An 18789-nucleotide genomic window follows, 5' to 3' on the forward strand; every position below is an offset into this window, starting at 1 on the left:
AATGTTAATTTGTTTAAATTAACAAAAACTTAATCAATTGTTCTCCACTAAATACTTAAACACATCATCTAGCACAAGATTCGCAGATAAATAATGACCAATCAGCCAATATTGCCCCACTACATGAACTTTACCTTGCTTGACTACATTGAGTTTTGACCATAAAGGTTGTGCTGTCAACTGTTGAATTGCCAGTTTTGCATCGTCGGGTTGAGAAAAGTTAGAAGTTACAACAAATAAAACATCTGCATCTATCAAACTCAGAAGTTCAGGGGATATAAAGTACCAACTAGTATTACCAAATATCTTAGTAAAATCTGGTACAGCACTCGGTTTTTGGGAGAGTGGACGGTCTAAACCAAGCTCCTGTAAGATTGAACCAGAAAACGAGTTTTCAGTGCGGATAATTATCCTACCTGGAAAAATATGTACAACGGATACCTGAGTGTGTTTGAGTTTTTCGCCCATGCTTGCTTTGAATTGGGCTATTCGTGCATTGTAGAGCGCTGCTATTCGTTTTGCTTTTTGTGTTTGATTTAATGCTTGGGCTAGTTGCATGAATGATCTTTTCCAGCCTGCTACGTCTTTTGTAATTTGGTATACAACAGTCGGTGCAATGTGCGACCATAAATTGTAGCTTTCTAAAAAACCGAAATCAATGCTTATTATCAAATCAGGCTTCACAGAAAGAACCTTCTCAAAATTAGGTGGTAAGCCAATGTCTACAGCATCAGAACGCTGCCATGATGCTGGTATTTCTTTTTGAGGATAGCCGAACAGTTTTACTCCCAAGCTAATAGCTACTTCCGTAGATTGGGGATCTAAAGAAATAATCTTTTGGGGGTGTAGGGGAACAGCTGTTTCACCCATTGTATGTTTGACTATGTGAACATCTGCTTGAGATGGTGATTTAGGTAACGGGCTATATGAATATGAAAATAAACTGCAAGCACACAATGATAAAAGGCAAAAAACAGAAAGAGTGCGGATAAGCATAACTATTGGTAGTAGTCACTAACTATATAATTGATAATTGCCAATATTCAATGCTCAATCAAAATTTCCATTCCAATGTCACAGTTGCAGTAAATGAACTATCAATATTTATTGCAGTGAAGAGGCATGGTATTAGACTATAAACGAATGGCACTAAGAAAAGAGAAAATCGTTGAGGCAGCAGGGGTGCAGAGGAGCGGAGGTGCAGGGGAGAAAGAAGAAGTTTTAAGCTTGGGTTCGGATATTTAGAAATTCCCCTCTGCGCCCCTGCCCCCTTGCTCCTCTGCAATCCTTACACTGCATACCCTTCAGCTTAACTTAGTGCCATTCGACTATAAACCTGTTATTACTCATAGCTCCAATCTAATACCACTCCTAACATCAGCAGTCTAACTAATAGCAGTTGCTCCTGTACTACATACAGCTTAAAATTCATAGCCCACGCTGAAATATGCCTCAAAGGGCGCACCCGGAAAAATTTGCGTTTGACCGTTAGCCCCGACATAGTAAAGAGTGTCAAACAAATTCTGGAGATTGAGTTGTACTCGCAAGTTGTTGCGGCGGTAGTAAAGAGCAGCATCAGTGCGGAAGTAAGAGGGCAATGTAAAGGTGTTTGCTAAATCTCCATAGCGCGAATCCACATAAGAAAGACCCAATCCACCACCAAATCCTTTCCAAGAACCGGTGGGAACAATGTATGTCGTCCACAAAGAAGCAGTGTTTTGAGGAACGTTAAGAAAATTCCCCACTTTGATGCTGTTGTCTTTAGTAACGCGCGGATCTATGTAGTTGTAGGAGAAAATCATGTTCCAACTCGGTGTGATTTCTCCAGTAGTATAAAGTTCAATCCCTTGACTTCTTTGTTCCCCAGTTTGGATTCTAAAGCGAGAATTATTCGGATCGACTGTTGTCAGGTTAGTCTGAGTCAAGTCATAGAAAGCTAAAGTGCTAGATAATTTATTATTGAGTAAGTCTGTTTTTACTCCAACCTCATACTGAGTGCCACGGCTCGGTTGAAAAGAATTCCCCCGCGCATCAGTACCGATGACCTGCTGAAAAGATTGGCTGTAGCTGGCATAGAAGCTTAGGGATTTAATCGGTTGATAAACTACGCCTAAACGTGGACTAAAAGCATTATTATCTTGACTAGTACTCCGCCCATTCAAGTTGTTGAAAGAGCTTCTATTTAGCCAGTCGAAGCGTCCTCCTAAAAGGAACTTGAGGTTGTCAATTAGTGAGATTTGGTCTTGAAGATAAATCCCTTGAGCATTATTGGTACTAGAGTTATCACTACTACCCGTAACCGAGCCTACAGGCGTGCCATACACCGGATTGAACAGGTCGATTGGACTGCGTGTATAAATATTTTCCTTAGATTTAGTATCTAACCAAAACAAATCAAAACCAATTAATAGTTTATGCTCGATGCTACCAGTTTGAAATTGACCCGTCAAATTGGTATCTGTGAAGTATTCGTTATCTATTTCACTGTAATCGGAAGCGATGCGGTCTAGCGTGCGATTATCAGCTTCTAGACTATCTGAGAATGTGGCCAAACCCCGCGCAGGGTTAGTGTTTTTGTTTCCATATTGGAAACCATTACGTAAAACCCAATTATCACTGAAGCGATGCTCAAGATGGTAGGCAATTCGACTCTCTTGAAAACGGTTACTATCTGAAGGCTCGGCTAAATTACGACTGCGTGGAATCTTGCCGTTGGGATTTGAAAAAACAGTACCATTAGCTATTAACCCCGCCTCTGGATCACCATTTGGATACTCAACATCCTGATATTCACCTTCTAGTGTTAAGTTGGTGTTTTTACCAATTAGCCAAGTCAAGGCTGGTGCTACAAAATAACGCTGTCGGTTTACGAAATCTACAAAGCTGTTTGCACTCTCGTAGTTGGCATTCAAGCGATACAACAAAGTCCGATCTTGATTTAACGGACCAGAGATGTCAATTGAGGGTTCAACAGTTTCCTCAGTTCCAACACGTATCTGACCAAAGTAATACGGTTCTGATAGTGGCTGTTTAGTAACACGGTTGATAACACCACCTGGGGATAGTTGTCCGTATAACACCGAAGCAGGGCCGCGTAGGAGTTCAATTCGCTCTGTATTAGCAGTGTCAACAGTATTTATTCCTGATAAATCTTTCAAACCGTTACGAAATAAAGTACTACCAAAGCCTCGAATGGAAAAAGAATCAAATAGGGTCGATGGAAATCCAGTTGTAATAATGCCTGCTGTTCGCAGTACCTCTCCCTGGTTTTGCGCGCCCAAATCATCGATTAGCTGGCGAGGGAACACTTGAATTGATTGAGGAATCTCAAGTAGACCTGTTGGTGTCTTTGTTGCTGTAGTTGTATTATTGACTTTATAGCCTGTTTCAGGCGGTGCTGTCACCTCTAGTTCAATCGTTGCTTGATTTTCACTAGTTGGCAGTTTTTGCTGTGGCGGTGCTGGTTGCTGTGCTGTGGATGTGGTACTTGTCACCCCAATCACTAATCCTTCAGGACTGTCAAACAACTCCACTGCTGGTACACCCACCTCACCCGTCACTGTCACCCGTATGGTATTAACATTAATTCTCTGGTGAATAAAGATGCTCTGGAGCCATACCACTGCCACTCAAGAAGTATTCTCCAGTGCTAAAGTTAAGATTTTTAGATGGCGAATCTATTAAAATAAAAAATTGAAATTCTATCCAATGTTGTCTGTCTATATATTCTACAGCTATTGATTTTTTTAACTGATAGTTGTAGATTTCTAAGGATATACAATCTCGTAGCCAAATTTCTCGACGATATCCTGACCCAAATGGATGCCGACGGGTGATATCAAAGTCATCAGTGCAGTTATTCTGTTGAATCGGCTCTGCTTGATAAAGTTGTTTAGCGTAATCTGCTAATGAAAGGATTAGTGTCATAATAAAGTTAACTTACTAAATTTTTAATTTCCAACTCAATGAGTTAATTAAATTCCCAGGTAGTAAATAGAAAAATAGTAATGTAATATTGCTTAATATATGCTCGATAAAAATTAGAAAAGCATATTAAAAAATGGAATTTGATTTTGTGGTGCTGGGACTTATCCAATAAAATTTAGCCAAGAATCCTTTGTATCAAAAGGATTATAGCTAGCTGATTACTTATGGCATTGTCAAAACTATCAAACAACTCCACTGTTGGGACACACGCTTCACCCGTCACTGTCAACCGAACATTATTAGCATCAATATTGGTAACGGTTACTTCAGCTATCCCTGATCGTCGTTTCTCTTGACGAAAACTCTCTCCACTACTCAAGCGCAACTGAGCGTTAGGTATGTCTGCAATATATGAGTTGCCTTCAGTTTTCGGAGTTACTTGCAAGCGATGTCTATCGACAAGCCTCTGTGCGTCTACGCTCTTGACTCCCCTCTCTAAAATTACCTCTAAACCCTTATCATTGCTATTGACTTTCACTCCCGTCACTGATATGGTTTCTGGTTCACCAGTTGGTGTCGGCGACTGTACTAACTTTTGGGCATCGGTAAGCAGATGTTCTATCTGAGCCAGACTCCGAATCTCTCTAATCGGTGCAACTGACTTTGTGATTGTTAATTGAGATAATATTTGCTGGTTACTAGCTGATATTTTTGATGCTATAATCGGGAGAGCAACAACACGCACAGGCTTATTTATAAACACTATTGAAGTAGTCAGCAATAGACCCTGCCAGAAAAAATAGTTGGATTTTTGCGGATTCATTGAAAAACACTTATACACATTTGCTTATCCGTCGCTCACCACGAGCTTAGTTTTAGAGTTAAGGTATGAAGGGGAAGTAGAAAATCTATTACCCTGTATCCAAAACCCTATAACAATTTCACCCCAAGATTCGTGTTCCTCGAATTGGGACTGCTGCATCAGGTACGTCATTTAACGTAGTTCAAATCTTACCAACAAAGTTGAGTAAAATACTAGATATATTTTTGCTCCAAATCTGAGAAAGAGTATCCCAAATATTGCTGCTAAATATAGGCATAACTAATCATTGGGCGACATGATTGAGTACTGAAGCCGTTTTTAATGAAAATCATTCGGCAAACTACTGTTAAATTGCCTCAAGTCTTTTGTCAGAGTATCTTTACCAAATGCAGTATTAAGTAGCCAAGATTATTGGTAATATCATCACAATACAATCTAAATATCTATCTTGAAGGGCGATCACCCTTGAGAACTATCCTTGCTCCCTGGAAAGTCCTATGGAAAACACAGTCCTTGAAACTCAACACCTGGGACTCGGTTACGACGGCAAGCCAATTATATCTGGTCTGAACCTGTTGATTCCCACAGGACAAATTACTGCTCTAGTCGGCCCCAATGGCTGCGGGAAATCTACTTTACTGATGGGTTTGGCTAGATTACTCAAACCCCACATTGGTAATGTATATCTCAATGGCGCTGATATCTTTCGACAGTCAACAACCGCAGTTGCACAACAACTTGGTATTCTACCTCAAGGGCCAGTCTCCCCAGAAGGATTGACTGTGCGAGATTTAGTAGCACAAGGTCGTTATCCATATCAACATAACTGGTTTCAATCTTGGACGGCTGTTGATGAACATCAAGTCAACAAAGCATTAACAACTACAGACCTTAACGAATTAGCGAATAGAGCCGTAGATACCCTCTCTGGTGGACAGAAGCAACGTGCTTGGATAGCCATGACTTTAGCACAAGATACACGAATTTTATTATTGGATGAACCGACTACTTTCTTAGATTTAGCGCATCAAGTGGAGGTGCTGGAATTACTGTGGGATTTGAATCAACTTGAGGGAAGAACAATTGTCATGGTGTTGCATGACCTGAATCAGGCGTGTCGTTATGCTCATAACCTAGTAGCTTTACGTGATGGCGCTGTTATGGCTTATGGAAATCCAGCAGATGTCATGACAGAAGAAATGGTGCAGGAGGTGTTTGGATTAGCTTGTCGAATTGTGCCAGACCCAGTAGTGGGAACACCTTTATGTTTACCTTTGGGACGACAATCTCATAAATACCGAAAGTAATTACTCTAGAGCTTCAGGAACTATTATATTTAATGATTTAAATCTTATATAGCAATCCTAAATGAGTCGTGAAAAATATAAATAAGGAAACAAACCGCCAAGAACGCCAAGGACACAAAGGGAAGAAAGAAGAAAGAGATATAGAATTTTCACAAATGATTTAGGACTGCTATATACACTTTGTTCGTTATTTAAAGTTTTCTGTTCACTGAGCTAATTCAAGTAATTAATTTTGGAAACAGTAAATTATGAGCCTTTCTGAGACTGTATTAAAGAGCCGAGAAAAAGAAGCCGCGACACTAAAATCTTTCATTGCTTTTAGTTTGATTGGCTCATTTGCATTACATATTGGATTACTAGTTTTAGCCATTTTTGCTGTTAACAGTTTATTAGTAAAAGCCCCATTAAGTAAAAACGAACCAATTGAAGTGACTATTGTAGAAACACCTGCTAAAGAGCTAGCAAATACACCTATACATTTAAAACAAGAAACGCTAAAGGAACCAAAAAATAGTTCTTCTATGACTCCAGTACAAAAACTTACCAAAGTAACTGAGCTGAAAAATTCACCAGTAGTTGCAGAAAAACAATTTCCGATAGAAACAATCCCAACAAAAAACTTTTCTCGTAGAGAACCTCAAAAAACTATCTCAAAAACCCCAAATCAGGAATTAGTAAAACAACTACAAACATCACCAACACTTGTAAAACCAATTAAAGTAGCGAACCAAGAAACTATTAAAAAATCATCAACGGCTCAATCTACCTCATTTGCTACTAATTCTTCGTCAACCCATTCATCTGAAAATGAGCGAGGCAATAGTAGCAAGCTCCAAAATTTGCTGCGAGATATAAGAGATTCTAAAACACTTGCTGGAGGCACTAACTCTATCTTAACGGGTAGCTCTAGCATTGGTTCTGTTCATGTTAGTAGAAATGGTACTGGCATTAATGAAGATTTAGGTCGCGGCAGTGGTACTGGCACTAACAGCAACTCAGGTAGAGGTAGTAGTAATGGTACTGGCACTAGTGGTCATTTAGACATCGGCAATGGCAATGAAGGACGAAATGGTTCTACAGTAGCTACATCTTCCTTGACTCCAAGAGTAAACGCTGGTTCAGAAAACAGTGCTGGCACTGGCGATAACAACAATTCCGAGAACGGTCGCGCAGCTTGCCGTGAAGACAGTTGTCGTCCCAGATATCCAGAGTCAGCAAGACGGCGAGGAATCGAAGGTAGGGTAGAGGTAAGTGTTGATACTGATGAACGAGGGAATGTCACAAATGTGCATATTGCTCACTCTAGCGGAAATCATGATTTAGATGAAGAAACATTGAGACAGGCGCGGGATTGGAAATTAAAACCGACATCTAAAAAAAGACAAGGTGTGTCTATTGCTACTGAATATGCCCTAGAAGGTTCACAGCATTACCGTGAACTTCAAGAACGCAAAAGACAGACACAAGCACAACAAACAAACCAGAGCAATGCGAATAATTCTAGTTCTACTACAGAAACCCCCAGACGCAGGCGGCGGTTAACTTCAGGAACTATTGCTGATGTGAATCCCGAACCCACAAGGCAGCGTGAATCTGTTACACCAAAACCATCTGTTGTCAAACAGAGAGAATCTATTTCGGTTCCTCGGCGGCAAAATGTGGAATCTGATGCATCTAGTCAGCCCCAAGCAACGCCCCGCCGTCGTCGGCGTGGAGAATCGGATATATCAAGTCCAAGCCAGTCTCAAGTTAGGCAGTTACTACGGCATCAACGCCAGTCTGAATCTGATTCCATAAAATCTACAAGTCAGAATCGATTGCGCGATTCCTTACGTCGCTATCAACAGCGCTTTCAATCTCAGCCTCCCGTTCCAACTCCTCATGCTACGAACAATTAATAAGTTAAGACTTAATCGGGGTTTCAAGGAGGTGAGTTAAGAGAAAGGTTTCTGCTACTTATTTGCTTGATTTAAACAGCAGTGCTATTTGTCAAAGTTTTGTAACCAAAAATGTTGGTAACTGTTACCAACTGTTGGTATTGTTTTAAAAATATGAATGCCAAAAGATAAAGGATGATTCGTTCTGCGATCGCCCATATCTTTGGCATATTTTGTGGTGTGGTGATTTCAAAGTAAATAGCGAATTGTGAGGAGTGATAGTGGCTTTGGAAAAATTATCTATCTTATTTTGGCGAAGTCTTTTATTTACTGCATCAATGGTAGCCTATACTCTTCCTGTTCGGGGTCAGGAGACACCAAATGCAACTGACAAGCAACCATTACCCCAACAGACAGTAGCCAATCAAGTTGAACCGACCCCAAAGATTCATAGTTTGAGTGATGTGCAGTCTGCCAAAAGCAGTGCTGCATATTTATTAAGAAAACCAAAGAATCAGAACTCTGTTTCTCAAATAAGTCAAGCCACAACCGATGTCGTGTCAGTGATGGATGTGAAGGTAAACACCACCGACAAAGGAATAGAGATAATTTTAGTTACACCCAATTCGGAGAAATTATTCGTTTCTGGGAAAACTGAAGGTAATTCCTACATTGCAGATATCAAAAATGCCAAGTTACAGCTTACTAGTGGGGAAGGTTTCAAACAAGAAAAACCAGTAGCAGGTATTGCATCCGTAATAGTTACACCTGTGGATGCAAATACACTCCGGCTAACAGTAACGGGAGATAATAATGCGCCAGTAGTAGAGTTGTTTGATAGCCAGACTGAGGGGTTGGTATTTGGGGTGAGTACTACTGCATCTACGGCGCAGCAACAAACGACTCCACTGCCACGACTAACAACTACACAAAAGCAACCAGCCATCGAATTGGAGGTAACTGCTTATCCTGAGACTGGATATCGAGTCAATGATACAAATGTGGGAACGAGAACAAATACGCCACTGCGGGATATTCCACAAACAATTAATGTTGTTCCCAGGCAGGTGATTGAAGATCAATCATCGCAAAATCTTGGTGATGTATTGAGAAATCTGGGAATAAGCAATGTTATAAATACAAGCCGACAAGTTGATAATGCTTCGATACGTGGTTTTGAAATTCGCGGTGATAACGGAATTCTGAAAAATGGCTTGAGAGATGCGGAAGCAGGTCAAGGACGTGGAAGCAACCTTAATAACATAGAACGGGTTGAGGTTCTCAAAGGCCCAGCTTCTGTACTTTACGGGCAACTACCACCAGGAGGTGCAATTAATTTAGTTACTAAACAGCCACTAAGTGATCCTTACTACTCAGTAGGGTTCAAAATTGGCTCTTATAGTGAATACGAACCCTCCCTTGACTTTTCTGGGCCTCTAACAGCAGATAGAAAGCTTTTATATCGACTCAATGCTTCTTACAAAAATTCCAGCAGTTTTGTCGATTTTCAAAACATAGAGCGAATTTTTGTAGCACCTGTTATTAGTTGGCAACCATCTAGTGGCACAAAGCTAACTATTGAAGGTGATTATCAAAACACACGACTTAACATCGAAAATGGTCTACCGATTGTGGGAACCTTACTGCCAAATCCAAACGGCAAAATTCGCCGAAGCTTATATACTGGAGAGCCGAGTGTAGATGGATCGAGGATTGTTGAAGGTCGAATTGGCTACAACTTTGAGCAACGCTTGGGTAATAACTGGTCGTTAAATAATGCTTTTCGGTTTTCGTATCTACAAAATGTTTACTATAACTCCACAATCAGTGATACTGACACCTTAGAGAGCGACAATCGTACTTTAACTCGTGTAGTTCAGTCCTTCTCTCCCTATAGTTCCAGCAACTTTGCTCAAGATACTCACGTAGTTGGTAAGATTTACACAGGTAGCATAGAACATAAATTACTCTTTGGTGTTGATTACGCTCATAATGTGCTTTCTAATTTTAGCTCTTACGGTCGTACAATTGGTTCACTTGACATTTTTAATCCAGTTTATGGACAAATACCAGGCCCAACTCCTCCAAGAACTTCTCCTTTTATAAAAATAACTAATGCAGATCTAGGATTTTATTTTCAAGACCAATTGGCATTGGCTAATAACTTGAAGTTAGTCCTTGGTGGACGTGAAGATTTTGTGTCTAATGCTTTTCAGTTCATTTCTTCAAGTGAGCAATCTGACTCGGCATTTAGCCCCCGTGTAGGCATTGTTTATCAACCAATTGAACCTGTTTCTTTTTATGCCAGCTACAGCCGCTCTTTTGAACAACAGACTGGTCTTGATTTCAATAACAATACATTTAAACCCACTCGTGGAACGCAGTATGAAGTTGGAGTAAAAACTGATTGGCTCAATAATAAACTTTCTGCAATTCTCTCTTTGTACGATCTAACCAAAACTAACATTCTCACTGGTGACCCCGATCATGAAAACTTCAGTATCCAAATTGGAGAGCAGCGAAGTCGAGGTATTGAGTTGTATGTTACTGGCGAAATAGCTCCTGGATGGAATATCATCGGCTCTTATAACTATACCGATGCCAGTATTACTAAAGACAACACCTATAAGACCGGAACTCTACTTCCTGAAGTGTCCAAGAATAGTGCTTCTTTATGGACAACGTACATAATTCCTTATGGTTCATTCAAAGGATTTGGAGGTGGCATAGGTATTAACTATGTGGGCGATCGCCAAGCAGATTTAAATAATAATGTTACCGTGCCAAGTTATGTCACCACTGATGCTGCTCTTTATTACCGTGCTAACCAATTACAGGTTGGACTCAACTTCAAGAACATATTTGATACTGTGTATTATCAAGTAGGCACTCTTCCAGGCGAACCCTTTAGTGTAGAGGCAACTGTGAAGTATCAGTTTTAAAGATTTGACATAATCAATAAATTCATGAGAGATAACACAAGGAACAGGGGCAAAGTAGTATTTTTAGGATTACTGATTTTACTACTGTTAGGGAATTGTAGTTGTGAAGCTAGTCTCCCCAAAATCAGCAACTTAAACCATACCCAAACAATTCCTATCAATCCTAAACGGTTGGTCGTATTGGATTCTAACTTTTTTGAAGATGTACTGGCATTAGGGATTATACCTGCTGGCGCTCCCAAGCAGTATGTCTCCTATTTACAAGAAATCAAAGGAATTTCACCAATAACTTGGCAGAACATTCAAGAGACAGGTGCACCTTGGTTACCCGTCAACTTGGAAAATATTCTTGCTATGAAGCCAGACATGATTTTGACTAGTAAATACCGCCAAGAAATATATCCTCTGCTGTCGAAAATAGCACCAACAGTCTTGATTGACCCGAAAAGTGGCAATTCGGACTGGGAAACTGTATTTTATTTAATTGCTGATGCCTTAAACCAGAAAAATAAAGCTGTTGAGATCCTCAGCGATTATCAAAACCGTTTGCAAAAGTTTAAAAAGCAGATGGGAACTCGACTTGCTTCGACTCAAGTTTCTATCGTCTATGCGAAAGAACAAAGTTCAATTTCACTATTCAATAAAGAATTTTTTGGAGGAAAAATTGTTGAGCAAATCGGATTATCACGTCCACCTTCTCAAACTGTAGATGGAACATTTATTGCTAAAATGTTCCCCGGCTACGGTTCAATTTATCTGATCTCGTGGGAAAAGTTAAGTGATGCCGATGGCGATGTGATGTTTGTGGTCTCTGATGACATTAGGCAACGAAATACAGCTTGGGAGCAAATTCGCACACAGCCGTTATGGTCGAAATTAAAGGTTGTACAGCAGCACAAAGTTCATCAAGTCAACTTTTATTGGTTTGGCTTTGGCCCAATTGCTGCTAACCAAGTGGTGGATGATTTGGAAAAATACGTCTTGTACCAAAACGAAGGCATAAACTAATGTCTCTAAATTAACTAATGGCTAAGTAGGAGATGAGCCTTGACTAGTAGTCAATCACAAATAGTAGTGCGATCGCTGAAGAGATTTTTGTTAAAGCGAAACTCTGGGCAAATATTCAAAGTAATACTGATATTACTACTGTTAACTTTTGCCATTTTAGTAATCAGCTTGACCGTGGGTAGATATCCTGTCTCACCAGCAGATATTGTCAAAGCTATTCTCGGTTTAAAAACCCAAGATCCACAGTCTCCTTTTGTAATTGTCACTCTGCGTTTACCCAGAGTCTTAATTGCTTGGTTAGTAGGAGCAAGCCTGGCAATTGCCGGCGCAATCATGCAAGGACTAACACAAAATCCTCTAGCCGACCCTAGTATTACTGGTGTGAGTATGGGTGCAGGTCTTGGTGCAGTGATTGTAATTGTACTGTTCCCACAAGCTCCACCTTACACTCTACACTTGGCTGCTTTGAGTGGAGGTCTTGGCATAGCAATACTTCTTTACCTATTAACTGGTATTGGTGAGAGGTCGGCTTTGCGTTTGGTTTTAGTAGGGATATTGCTAGGTTTATTTGCACAAGCAATCACCACCTTATTACTTACCTTCGGTAAGATATACGACGTTAATCAAGCTTTGATATGGCTAGCTGGCAGTATTTCTGGTAAAAGCTGGAAGGATTTTTGGCCCTTGCTGCCTTGGACTACAGTATTTGGACTACTAGCAATACGGCAAGCGCGTGAATTGAATACTCTACAAATGGGTTTTTTCGTCGCTACTGGCTTAGGCAGTCGGGTGAAGTTGCAACATACTATATTACTGCTATTGAGTGTGGCTTTGACTGGGGCCAGTGTCGCTACAGTTGGTATGATTAGCTTTATCGGATTAATAGCTCCGCATATTGCACGGCAACTAGTAGGGTCAATGCATGAAAAACTACTACCAGTAGCTGCCTTGATGGGTGGATTGATTTTGGCTGGGGCAGATTTTATTGCTAGAACTGTTTTCGCTCCGACAGAATTCCCCTGCGGTTTGCTAATTTCCGCTCTTGGCGGCCCTTACTTTTTCTATTTGATGTATCGTAATCGAAAAAGATGAATCCTGAGTTTTTCTCAAATAGCAGCATGATTTACGCTTTAGCTCAAGTTCATATCATAAGTTAATGAGCATTTAAGTTGATAAAACCAAGGCTGAATCCCTTACTACAAAAAACTCATTCTGGAGAAATGAATGACGATTAGCTTAAAGCAGTAGGATGAGCGTTTAAATATCAAGCATAAAATACGTAATTTTCCTCAAAAACTTTTAGGAGAATATGAATGGTCAGTCCCACTCAAAGACTACCCCCAAAACAAAGATTCCGATGGCGTTCTAATCGGAAGCTTTGTATGGCGTTGGCATTGCTTGTACTTTTGCTAGGCACATTCGCTAGTTTAATTTATGGGGCCGCAGATATCCCTTTCAGCAGTATTCTTACAGCCTTCACAACATTCGACGGCTCTACACAACACCTGATTATTTTGACAATGCGGCTACCACGACTGCTGACTGCGACTATGGTGGGTGCAAGTCTAGCTGTAGCTGGAGCGCTCATGCAAGGATTAACCCAAAACCCCTTAGCCGAGCCAGGGATTTTAGGTATTGAATCTGGTGCTGCTTTGGCTGTAGTCATAGTTATATTTGGCTTCGGTATATCGTCCTCAACCTTAATTACCTTTGTCGCCTTGTTTGGAGCTTTAGTGGCCGCACTTACAGTCTACTTTCTTGGTTCTTTAGGGCCTGGTGGTGCGACCCCGCTCAACATTACCGTAGCTGGAGCTGCTCTGACTGCTATGCTGTCCTCAATTACCGCAGGCGTACTCATTCTCAGTGACCGAGCCTTAGAAGAAATTCGTTTTTGGCTAGCTGGTTCTCTAGCAGGTCGAGACTTCAATTTATTTTTGACGGTAATGCCTTGGATGATAGTCGGGCTTTTGACCGCTTTTGCTTTAGGCAGACAACTCAACGTACTCAGTTTAGGCGAAGCGATCGCTCAAAGCTTGGGTCAACAAACTGCTAGAGTCAAAGTCATAATCACAATCACTATAGTCATACTTGCAGGTAGTTCAGTTGCATTAGCTGGCCCAATTGGTTTTATTGGACTGGTTATGCCACACATAAGTAGAGGAATTGTTGGCTTAGATTATCGCACTGTTTTGCCGTTTTCTGCCCTACTGGGAGCCTCTATGCTAGTCTGGGCTGACTTGGGCGCACGCTCTCTACTCCGACCCCAAGAAATACCAGTCGGTATAATTATGTCGTTGTTAGGAACACCCTTTTTACTTTACCTCGTGCGTCGGCGGATGAACCGTAAACAGCAGTGAAATTTTATCTAAAAATGAATAGCAATAGATTTCCTAATCATTAAACGACAAATGAACCAGAAATACTGCCAATTCTAGTCACAAAAGACAACACCAATTAAAACGGAAAAATTGTGTAATTACTACTCTATGATCGATAACCAAAATACTTTTACACCTGTTGATATCAATTTATTCTCTCCTTACAATCTTGGCGAGCTGGAACTACCTAACCGCATGATTATGGCTCCCTGCGGTCGTGGTCGTGCAGGTGTGGGCAATGCACCTGTTCCACTCAACGCTATCTATTACGCCCAACGTGCCAGTGCTGGACTAATTATTGCAGAAGCAACCCAAGTTTCCCCATCGGGTGAAACTAACTATCCTAACTCACCAGGCATTCATTCCCCTCAACAGGTGGCTGGTTGGAAGTTAGTAACCGATGCTGTGCATGAACAAGGTGGAAGAATTTTCCTGCAACTACGACATTCAGGACGTATTTCTCACCCTGACTTGCAACCAAACGGTGCATTACCTGTTGCCCCTTCTGCGATCGCTCCTACAGGCAATGCAATGACTCCTTCTGGCCCCAAACTTTATGTCACTCCCCGCGCAATAGATACTTCTGAAATTCCTGATATAGTCGAACAGTTTCGTCAAGCAGCAGAAAACGCTCTTAGTGCTGGTTTTGATGGAGTTGAGGTTCACGGCGCACATGGCTATTTACTAGACCAGTTTCTTCGTTCTGGCAGCAATCAGCGCACTGACAGATATGGTGGTTCAATTGAGAATCGCGCTCGTTTACTGTTAGAGGTGATGAATGCTATGGTTGGTGTCTGGGGGAGAAATCGTGTAGGAGTAAGGCTTTCTCCTAATGCCACACTTTGTGATATGCATGATTCTAATCCTCTGGAAACATTTGGCTATGTCGCCACTGCACTCAGTGACATAAGTTTAGCTTATCTGCATTTAACTGAGGAAATGGCAGATTTTGGACGCGAACATACTACTGTGCCAACCAGTTATATCCGCGATCGCTTTCGTGGCACATTAATTGTTAACGGTGGTTATAATCAAGAACGAGCTAATGCTGTGTTAACAAGTCAACAAGCAGATTTAGTTTCATTTGGCAAGTTATTTATCGCCAATCCAGATTTGCCACGGCGGTTCCTATTGAATGCACCACTAAATCAGGTTGATCCTACGACATTAGGAGGTACTAGAGAGAAAGGGTACACAGACTATCCATTTTTGACTCCAATTACGAATGACTGAGCAAAAACTACTCAAAAACAAGCGATAATTAATTTACGGGTATCCCACCATTACCTTTAAAGAGCATACCCGCTGACTTATGAATAAGATATCACAGACGATTCCAATTTTTCTGTTAAGTACTAGCTTGGTCGTCTTCTTGCCTAAAATTTGTGCCGCTTTCTCACTTCATCAAGAATTTTACCTCGCGCTGGCATCAATTAATTATCCAATAGTCAAATCAGCAGGACTATCCCCTGATATGGACGTACCTTGGTCAAAACCTGTAAGAGTCAGCGATCCTTTTGAAGGGGGATTTCTTGCAGTCTTTGACCGCAATTATTTAGGTGGCTATTTATATAATCAGGGGTCAAAGCAAATTATTAGCTTGTGGACTCATAAAGACGTGCGAGTGCTTGTTACAGTCAATTCTGGGCTAGCAGGGTCTTTCGACAACATCGGTTTTCTGTATAACGGACATTTCGACTTTCACAGGCATTTTTACAGTGCCGGACTAACTTATCCTCGCCCTGACTATCTTCAACTTCTAACAACAAAGAAAGTTACCAAATTCTTGCTCAAAGTAGGAGAACAGGTTTATCAATTAGAAGGAACAAACAACACATTTGCAATTAATAATAAGTTAGCTGTGGCATTGAAAAATGCTCCATATAAGAATTTAAATATACGACTAATGTTAGAAGGTGGCCAAACAGTTGATAGCGAAATTGGTAAGGAAACAGTGAAAGCTTGGCAAATCATTTACTGAAAAATCACGGTTTTATTGGGGATTTTTTAGCAATCGCTTCCGTATATTCTGATGGATAATTTCGCTCCCTAACACCCAATACCCAAAAATCCCTCAAAGCGCCCACGCTTCGAGGGATTTGCAATTTTCATGGTCATTGGTGACTTGCTAGCCCAAAAGAGATGACCACACAAGTAATTGACATCAATATCCTTTGACATTCCCCAAACACTCACCCAGGTGGAAAGTACTACTATTAATGCTCTAGTTGAGCAATTCGTTGAAAAAAATAACCACTTCCTCTTGCTGTGAGTATATATTCTGGATTTTCCGGATCATCTTCTAACTTCGAGCGCAAACGTGAGATATGCACATCCACCACACGAGTATCTGCATGTTGTTCTGCACTATAACCCCACACTTGCTGCAATATTTCTCCACGGGTAAAAGATTTGCCTGGATAGCTCATCAATAACTCTAGTAAGCTGTACTCTACACCTGTTAATAGAATCCGCTCACCAGCTTTGTAGACTTGTCGTTTATTGGTATCAATTTTGAGATTGTCTACAACCATTACTCCCAAATTAGAAATAGCAGCAGTAGTTGTTCTATCGTTTCTTCGTCGCAACAACGAGCGAATTCTTGACTCTAATTCCTTGGGAGAGAAAGGTTTTGCCATATAATCATCAGCCCCTAATTCCAGCCCAGTGATCCGATCTGCTACATCTGCCAAAGCTGTGAGCATGATAATTGGTACGTCTGATTGTTTCCGTAATTCTTGGCAGACACCATAACCATCTAGTTTTGGCATCATTACATCCAGAACTATTAAATCAGGGGTCAATAGGCGAAAAGCTGACAAAGCTTCTTCACCATCACTAGCTGTAACTACGCTGTAGCCAATCATTTCTAGACGCGTCTGTAAAATCCGGCGGATGCTAGCTTCGTCATCAACTACTAGGATTGTGCCTTTATCACCTGGTAAGTTTCTCAACGCTGTTCCTAATGAGCGAGAACTCTCAACCATTCATTATCTGCTTATTAGGAGTCAAAAACGCAAAACAATATTGACCCACAGTCATGAGGAAAGAAGCGATGCCTGCGGCGAGCTACGCCTACGCTTAATACTTGGATCTGTGCAACAGATTATGCTGGGGCATCTGCACTAAAAAGAAATTTGTACTCAATTGGTAAATTCTTCAGCAAGAGACTCGTATTTTCCATGAATTTGGTGTATCTTATTAATTCTGTGCAAATTATTTATACCTAACTTCTCCCAAATTTACCCATCCAAATTTTAAGCCAATGCCTTCAAGGGAACAGCCAATGAAAACTTCTAATGATACAGATATTAAGAAGATCATCAAAAAATCCGACAAGCTTACCCTGAGACAGATGAAGCTAATCGAGGAGGCTGAAGACCAACAACTTCAAGCTAATACTGTCAATTCTCCAGCCCCTGTGGTTGAGGTTGAGGAGAAACCAGTAGCGATTTCAGAGCCTAGAGTTCCTGACTATATTCCATTGCTTGACAATCCTCCAGTACAATCGGTGGGCAATTCCGGCTGGCAAGTGTCTGATGTCTGGCGGGATATCCGCGTTGATGATTTTTGTAATTAAAGCAGGCAATTTGTATTCCCAGACGGTTCTGCGTCGAGGCGGTTGCAATTATCCATGATCCGAATCTTAGAGATTGAGGGACAGGCACCTGATCAGGGAGAAAAGTTTTCCCGAAGGCATACTTGTGCAGCAATACCTCAATACTTCATTAAAACGATAATATGCAACCGCCTGAGCAATTTTTGTAAACTATCTTTGCACTCAGTCAAAGCTATAGTTGAATTGTGCCTATAATAAGTTACGGCTAACTATAACTGGAAGTTAGCACTTCAAACCTGTATATTGCTTGACTTACGCATTATAGGCGATACCAGGGATAACCAAAATTTATCGGCAGCGCAATAGTTCCTATTCCGTTGCCAACATGCACCCTCCGCGATCGCATGTTGGTGGAAGTGTTGTGTCTCAAGGGAAGTGGTATTAATCGTAGATTATATCGGATAAAAGATAAGGGTTTCTTATTTTGGGTTGCTGTCACTTAAAACTGTTGTCACTGAAAGCATAAGATGAGCAATTTGCTCACTTTATGGTTTCAAAACAGGTCGCTCATCTTATGCTTACAAAAGTAGAGGTAGTGAACTCAAACAGAAAGTAGCTCTGTTGCTCGATTTCGGTTTTCATAGCAGCTATACCGAACCAAAGTTTTAATGCTGGGCATGAATATATTTGCTCACGTTAGGGTAACAAAATAAAACCTTTGCTCATGTTATGGTTTCAAAACCTGTTTTCGATAAATAATTTCCGACGTAGTATAAAGGCTTTGGGCTACGTAATTGCTCAACTTATGCTTTCAAAGTTGCTCATCTTATCCTTACAGTGACAACTGTATTAGTTTTATGGCAGAAGAAATTTGCTGTCACTGGAACGATAACTTGGCAGAAAAGGACGGCTTATGCTTCCAATCGCCAAAAGGACAAATTATGGTTCTAAGCCCCAAACTTAAGCCC

15 protein-coding genes are annotated in these 18789 nt (G+C 40.8%); 9 read left to right on the forward strand and 6 right to left on the reverse strand.

What is annotated here, in order from left to right:
• Positions 1–33 precede the first annotated feature (33 nt).
• The 4 genes from V7L31_RS25845 to V7L31_RS25860 form a co-directional block, all read right to left on the reverse strand.
• On the reverse strand, positions 34–870 hold the full coding sequence (locus V7L31_RS25845; protein ID WP_334698914.1) for an iron-siderophore ABC transporter substrate-binding protein: 837 nt from the start codon (positions 868–870) through the stop codon (positions 34–36).
• A 551-nt stretch (positions 871–1421) separates the two neighbouring features.
• The gene (locus tag V7L31_RS25850; RefSeq protein ID WP_334698915.1) at positions 1422–3629 is read right to left on the reverse strand and encodes a TonB-dependent siderophore receptor; all 2208 of its coding nucleotides are present in this window, start codon (positions 3627–3629) and stop codon (positions 1422–1424) included.
• The gene (locus V7L31_RS25855; protein ID WP_334698916.1) at positions 3583–3927 is read right to left on the reverse strand and encodes a hypothetical protein; all 345 of its coding nucleotides are present in this window, start codon (positions 3925–3927) and stop codon (positions 3583–3585) included. Before V7L31_RS25855 ends, V7L31_RS25850 begins: the two co-directional genes overlap by 47 nt.
• Before the next feature lie 175 nt (positions 3928–4102).
• Positions 4103–4750 carry an AMIN domain-containing protein gene (locus V7L31_RS25860; RefSeq protein ID WP_334698917.1) on the reverse strand — a complete coding sequence of 216 codons (648 nt, stop codon included), beginning with the start codon at positions 4748–4750 and terminating at the stop codon, positions 4103–4105.
• A gap of 497 nt (positions 4751–5247) precedes the next feature.
• On the opposite strand from V7L31_RS25860, the gene V7L31_RS25865 reads away from it, so the two are divergent.
• Together V7L31_RS25865 and V7L31_RS25870 are read left to right on the forward strand one after the other, a co-directional pair.
• Positions 5248–6057 (forward strand): ABC transporter ATP-binding protein, encoded by an 810-nt coding sequence (locus V7L31_RS25865; protein ID WP_334698918.1) that lies wholly within the window; start codon positions 5248–5250, stop codon positions 6055–6057.
• 248 nt (positions 6058–6305) lie between these two features.
• A complete protein-coding gene (locus V7L31_RS25870; RefSeq protein WP_334698919.1) occupies positions 6306–7955 on the forward strand; it encodes a TonB family protein in 1650 nt (549 codons plus the stop codon).
• A gap of 71 nt (positions 7956–8026) precedes the next feature.
• Here the strand turns inward: V7L31_RS25870 and V7L31_RS25875 are convergent, their stop codons facing one another.
• On the reverse strand, positions 8027–8164 hold the full coding sequence (locus V7L31_RS25875) for a hypothetical protein (RefSeq protein WP_334698920.1): 138 nt from the start codon (positions 8162–8164) through the stop codon (positions 8027–8029).
• 51 nt (positions 8165–8215) lie between these two features.
• On the opposite strand from V7L31_RS25875, the gene V7L31_RS25880 reads away from it, so the two are divergent.
• From V7L31_RS25880 to V7L31_RS25905, 6 genes are all read left to right on the forward strand, one after another.
• The gene (locus V7L31_RS25880) at positions 8216–10876 is read left to right on the forward strand and encodes a TonB-dependent siderophore receptor (protein ID WP_334698921.1); all 2661 of its coding nucleotides are present in this window, start codon (positions 8216–8218) and stop codon (positions 10874–10876) included.
• 24 nt (positions 10877–10900) lie between these two features.
• Positions 10901–11884 (forward strand): iron-siderophore ABC transporter substrate-binding protein, encoded by a 984-nt coding sequence (locus V7L31_RS25885; RefSeq protein WP_334698922.1) that lies wholly within the window; start codon positions 10901–10903, stop codon positions 11882–11884.
• A 39-nt stretch (positions 11885–11923) separates the two neighbouring features.
• Positions 11924–12976 (forward strand): FecCD family ABC transporter permease, encoded by a 1053-nt coding sequence (locus V7L31_RS25890; RefSeq protein ID WP_334698923.1) that lies wholly within the window; start codon positions 11924–11926, stop codon positions 12974–12976.
• Between the two features lie 221 nt (positions 12977–13197).
• The gene (locus tag V7L31_RS25895) at positions 13198–14241 is read left to right on the forward strand and encodes a FecCD family ABC transporter permease (RefSeq protein ID WP_442944494.1); all 1044 of its coding nucleotides are present in this window, start codon (positions 13198–13200) and stop codon (positions 14239–14241) included.
• A gap of 129 nt (positions 14242–14370) precedes the next feature.
• A complete protein-coding gene (locus V7L31_RS25900; protein WP_334698924.1) occupies positions 14371–15495 on the forward strand; it encodes an alkene reductase in 1125 nt (374 codons plus the stop codon).
• A 79-nt stretch (positions 15496–15574) separates the two neighbouring features.
• Positions 15575–16243, forward strand: coding sequence for a hypothetical protein (locus V7L31_RS25905; protein WP_334698925.1), 669 nt, complete (start codon positions 15575–15577; stop codon positions 16241–16243).
• Between the two features lie 235 nt (positions 16244–16478).
• Here the strand turns inward: V7L31_RS25905 and rpaB are convergent, their stop codons facing one another.
• A complete protein-coding gene (gene rpaB / locus V7L31_RS25910; protein ID WP_334698926.1) occupies positions 16479–17249 on the reverse strand; it encodes a response regulator transcription factor RpaB in 771 nt (256 codons plus the stop codon).
• A gap of 299 nt (positions 17250–17548) precedes the next feature.
• Between rpaB and V7L31_RS25915 the strand changes: the two genes are divergently transcribed.
• Entirely contained in the window at positions 17549–17842 is a 294-nt protein-coding gene (locus V7L31_RS25915; RefSeq protein WP_334698927.1) for a hypothetical protein, read from the forward strand.
• Positions 17843–18789: the final 947 nt, after the last annotated feature.

Origin of the sequence: Nostoc sp. (assembly GCF_036916655.1) — a bacterium.
GTDB lineage: Bacteria > Cyanobacteriota > Cyanobacteriia > Cyanobacteriales > Nostocaceae > Nostoc.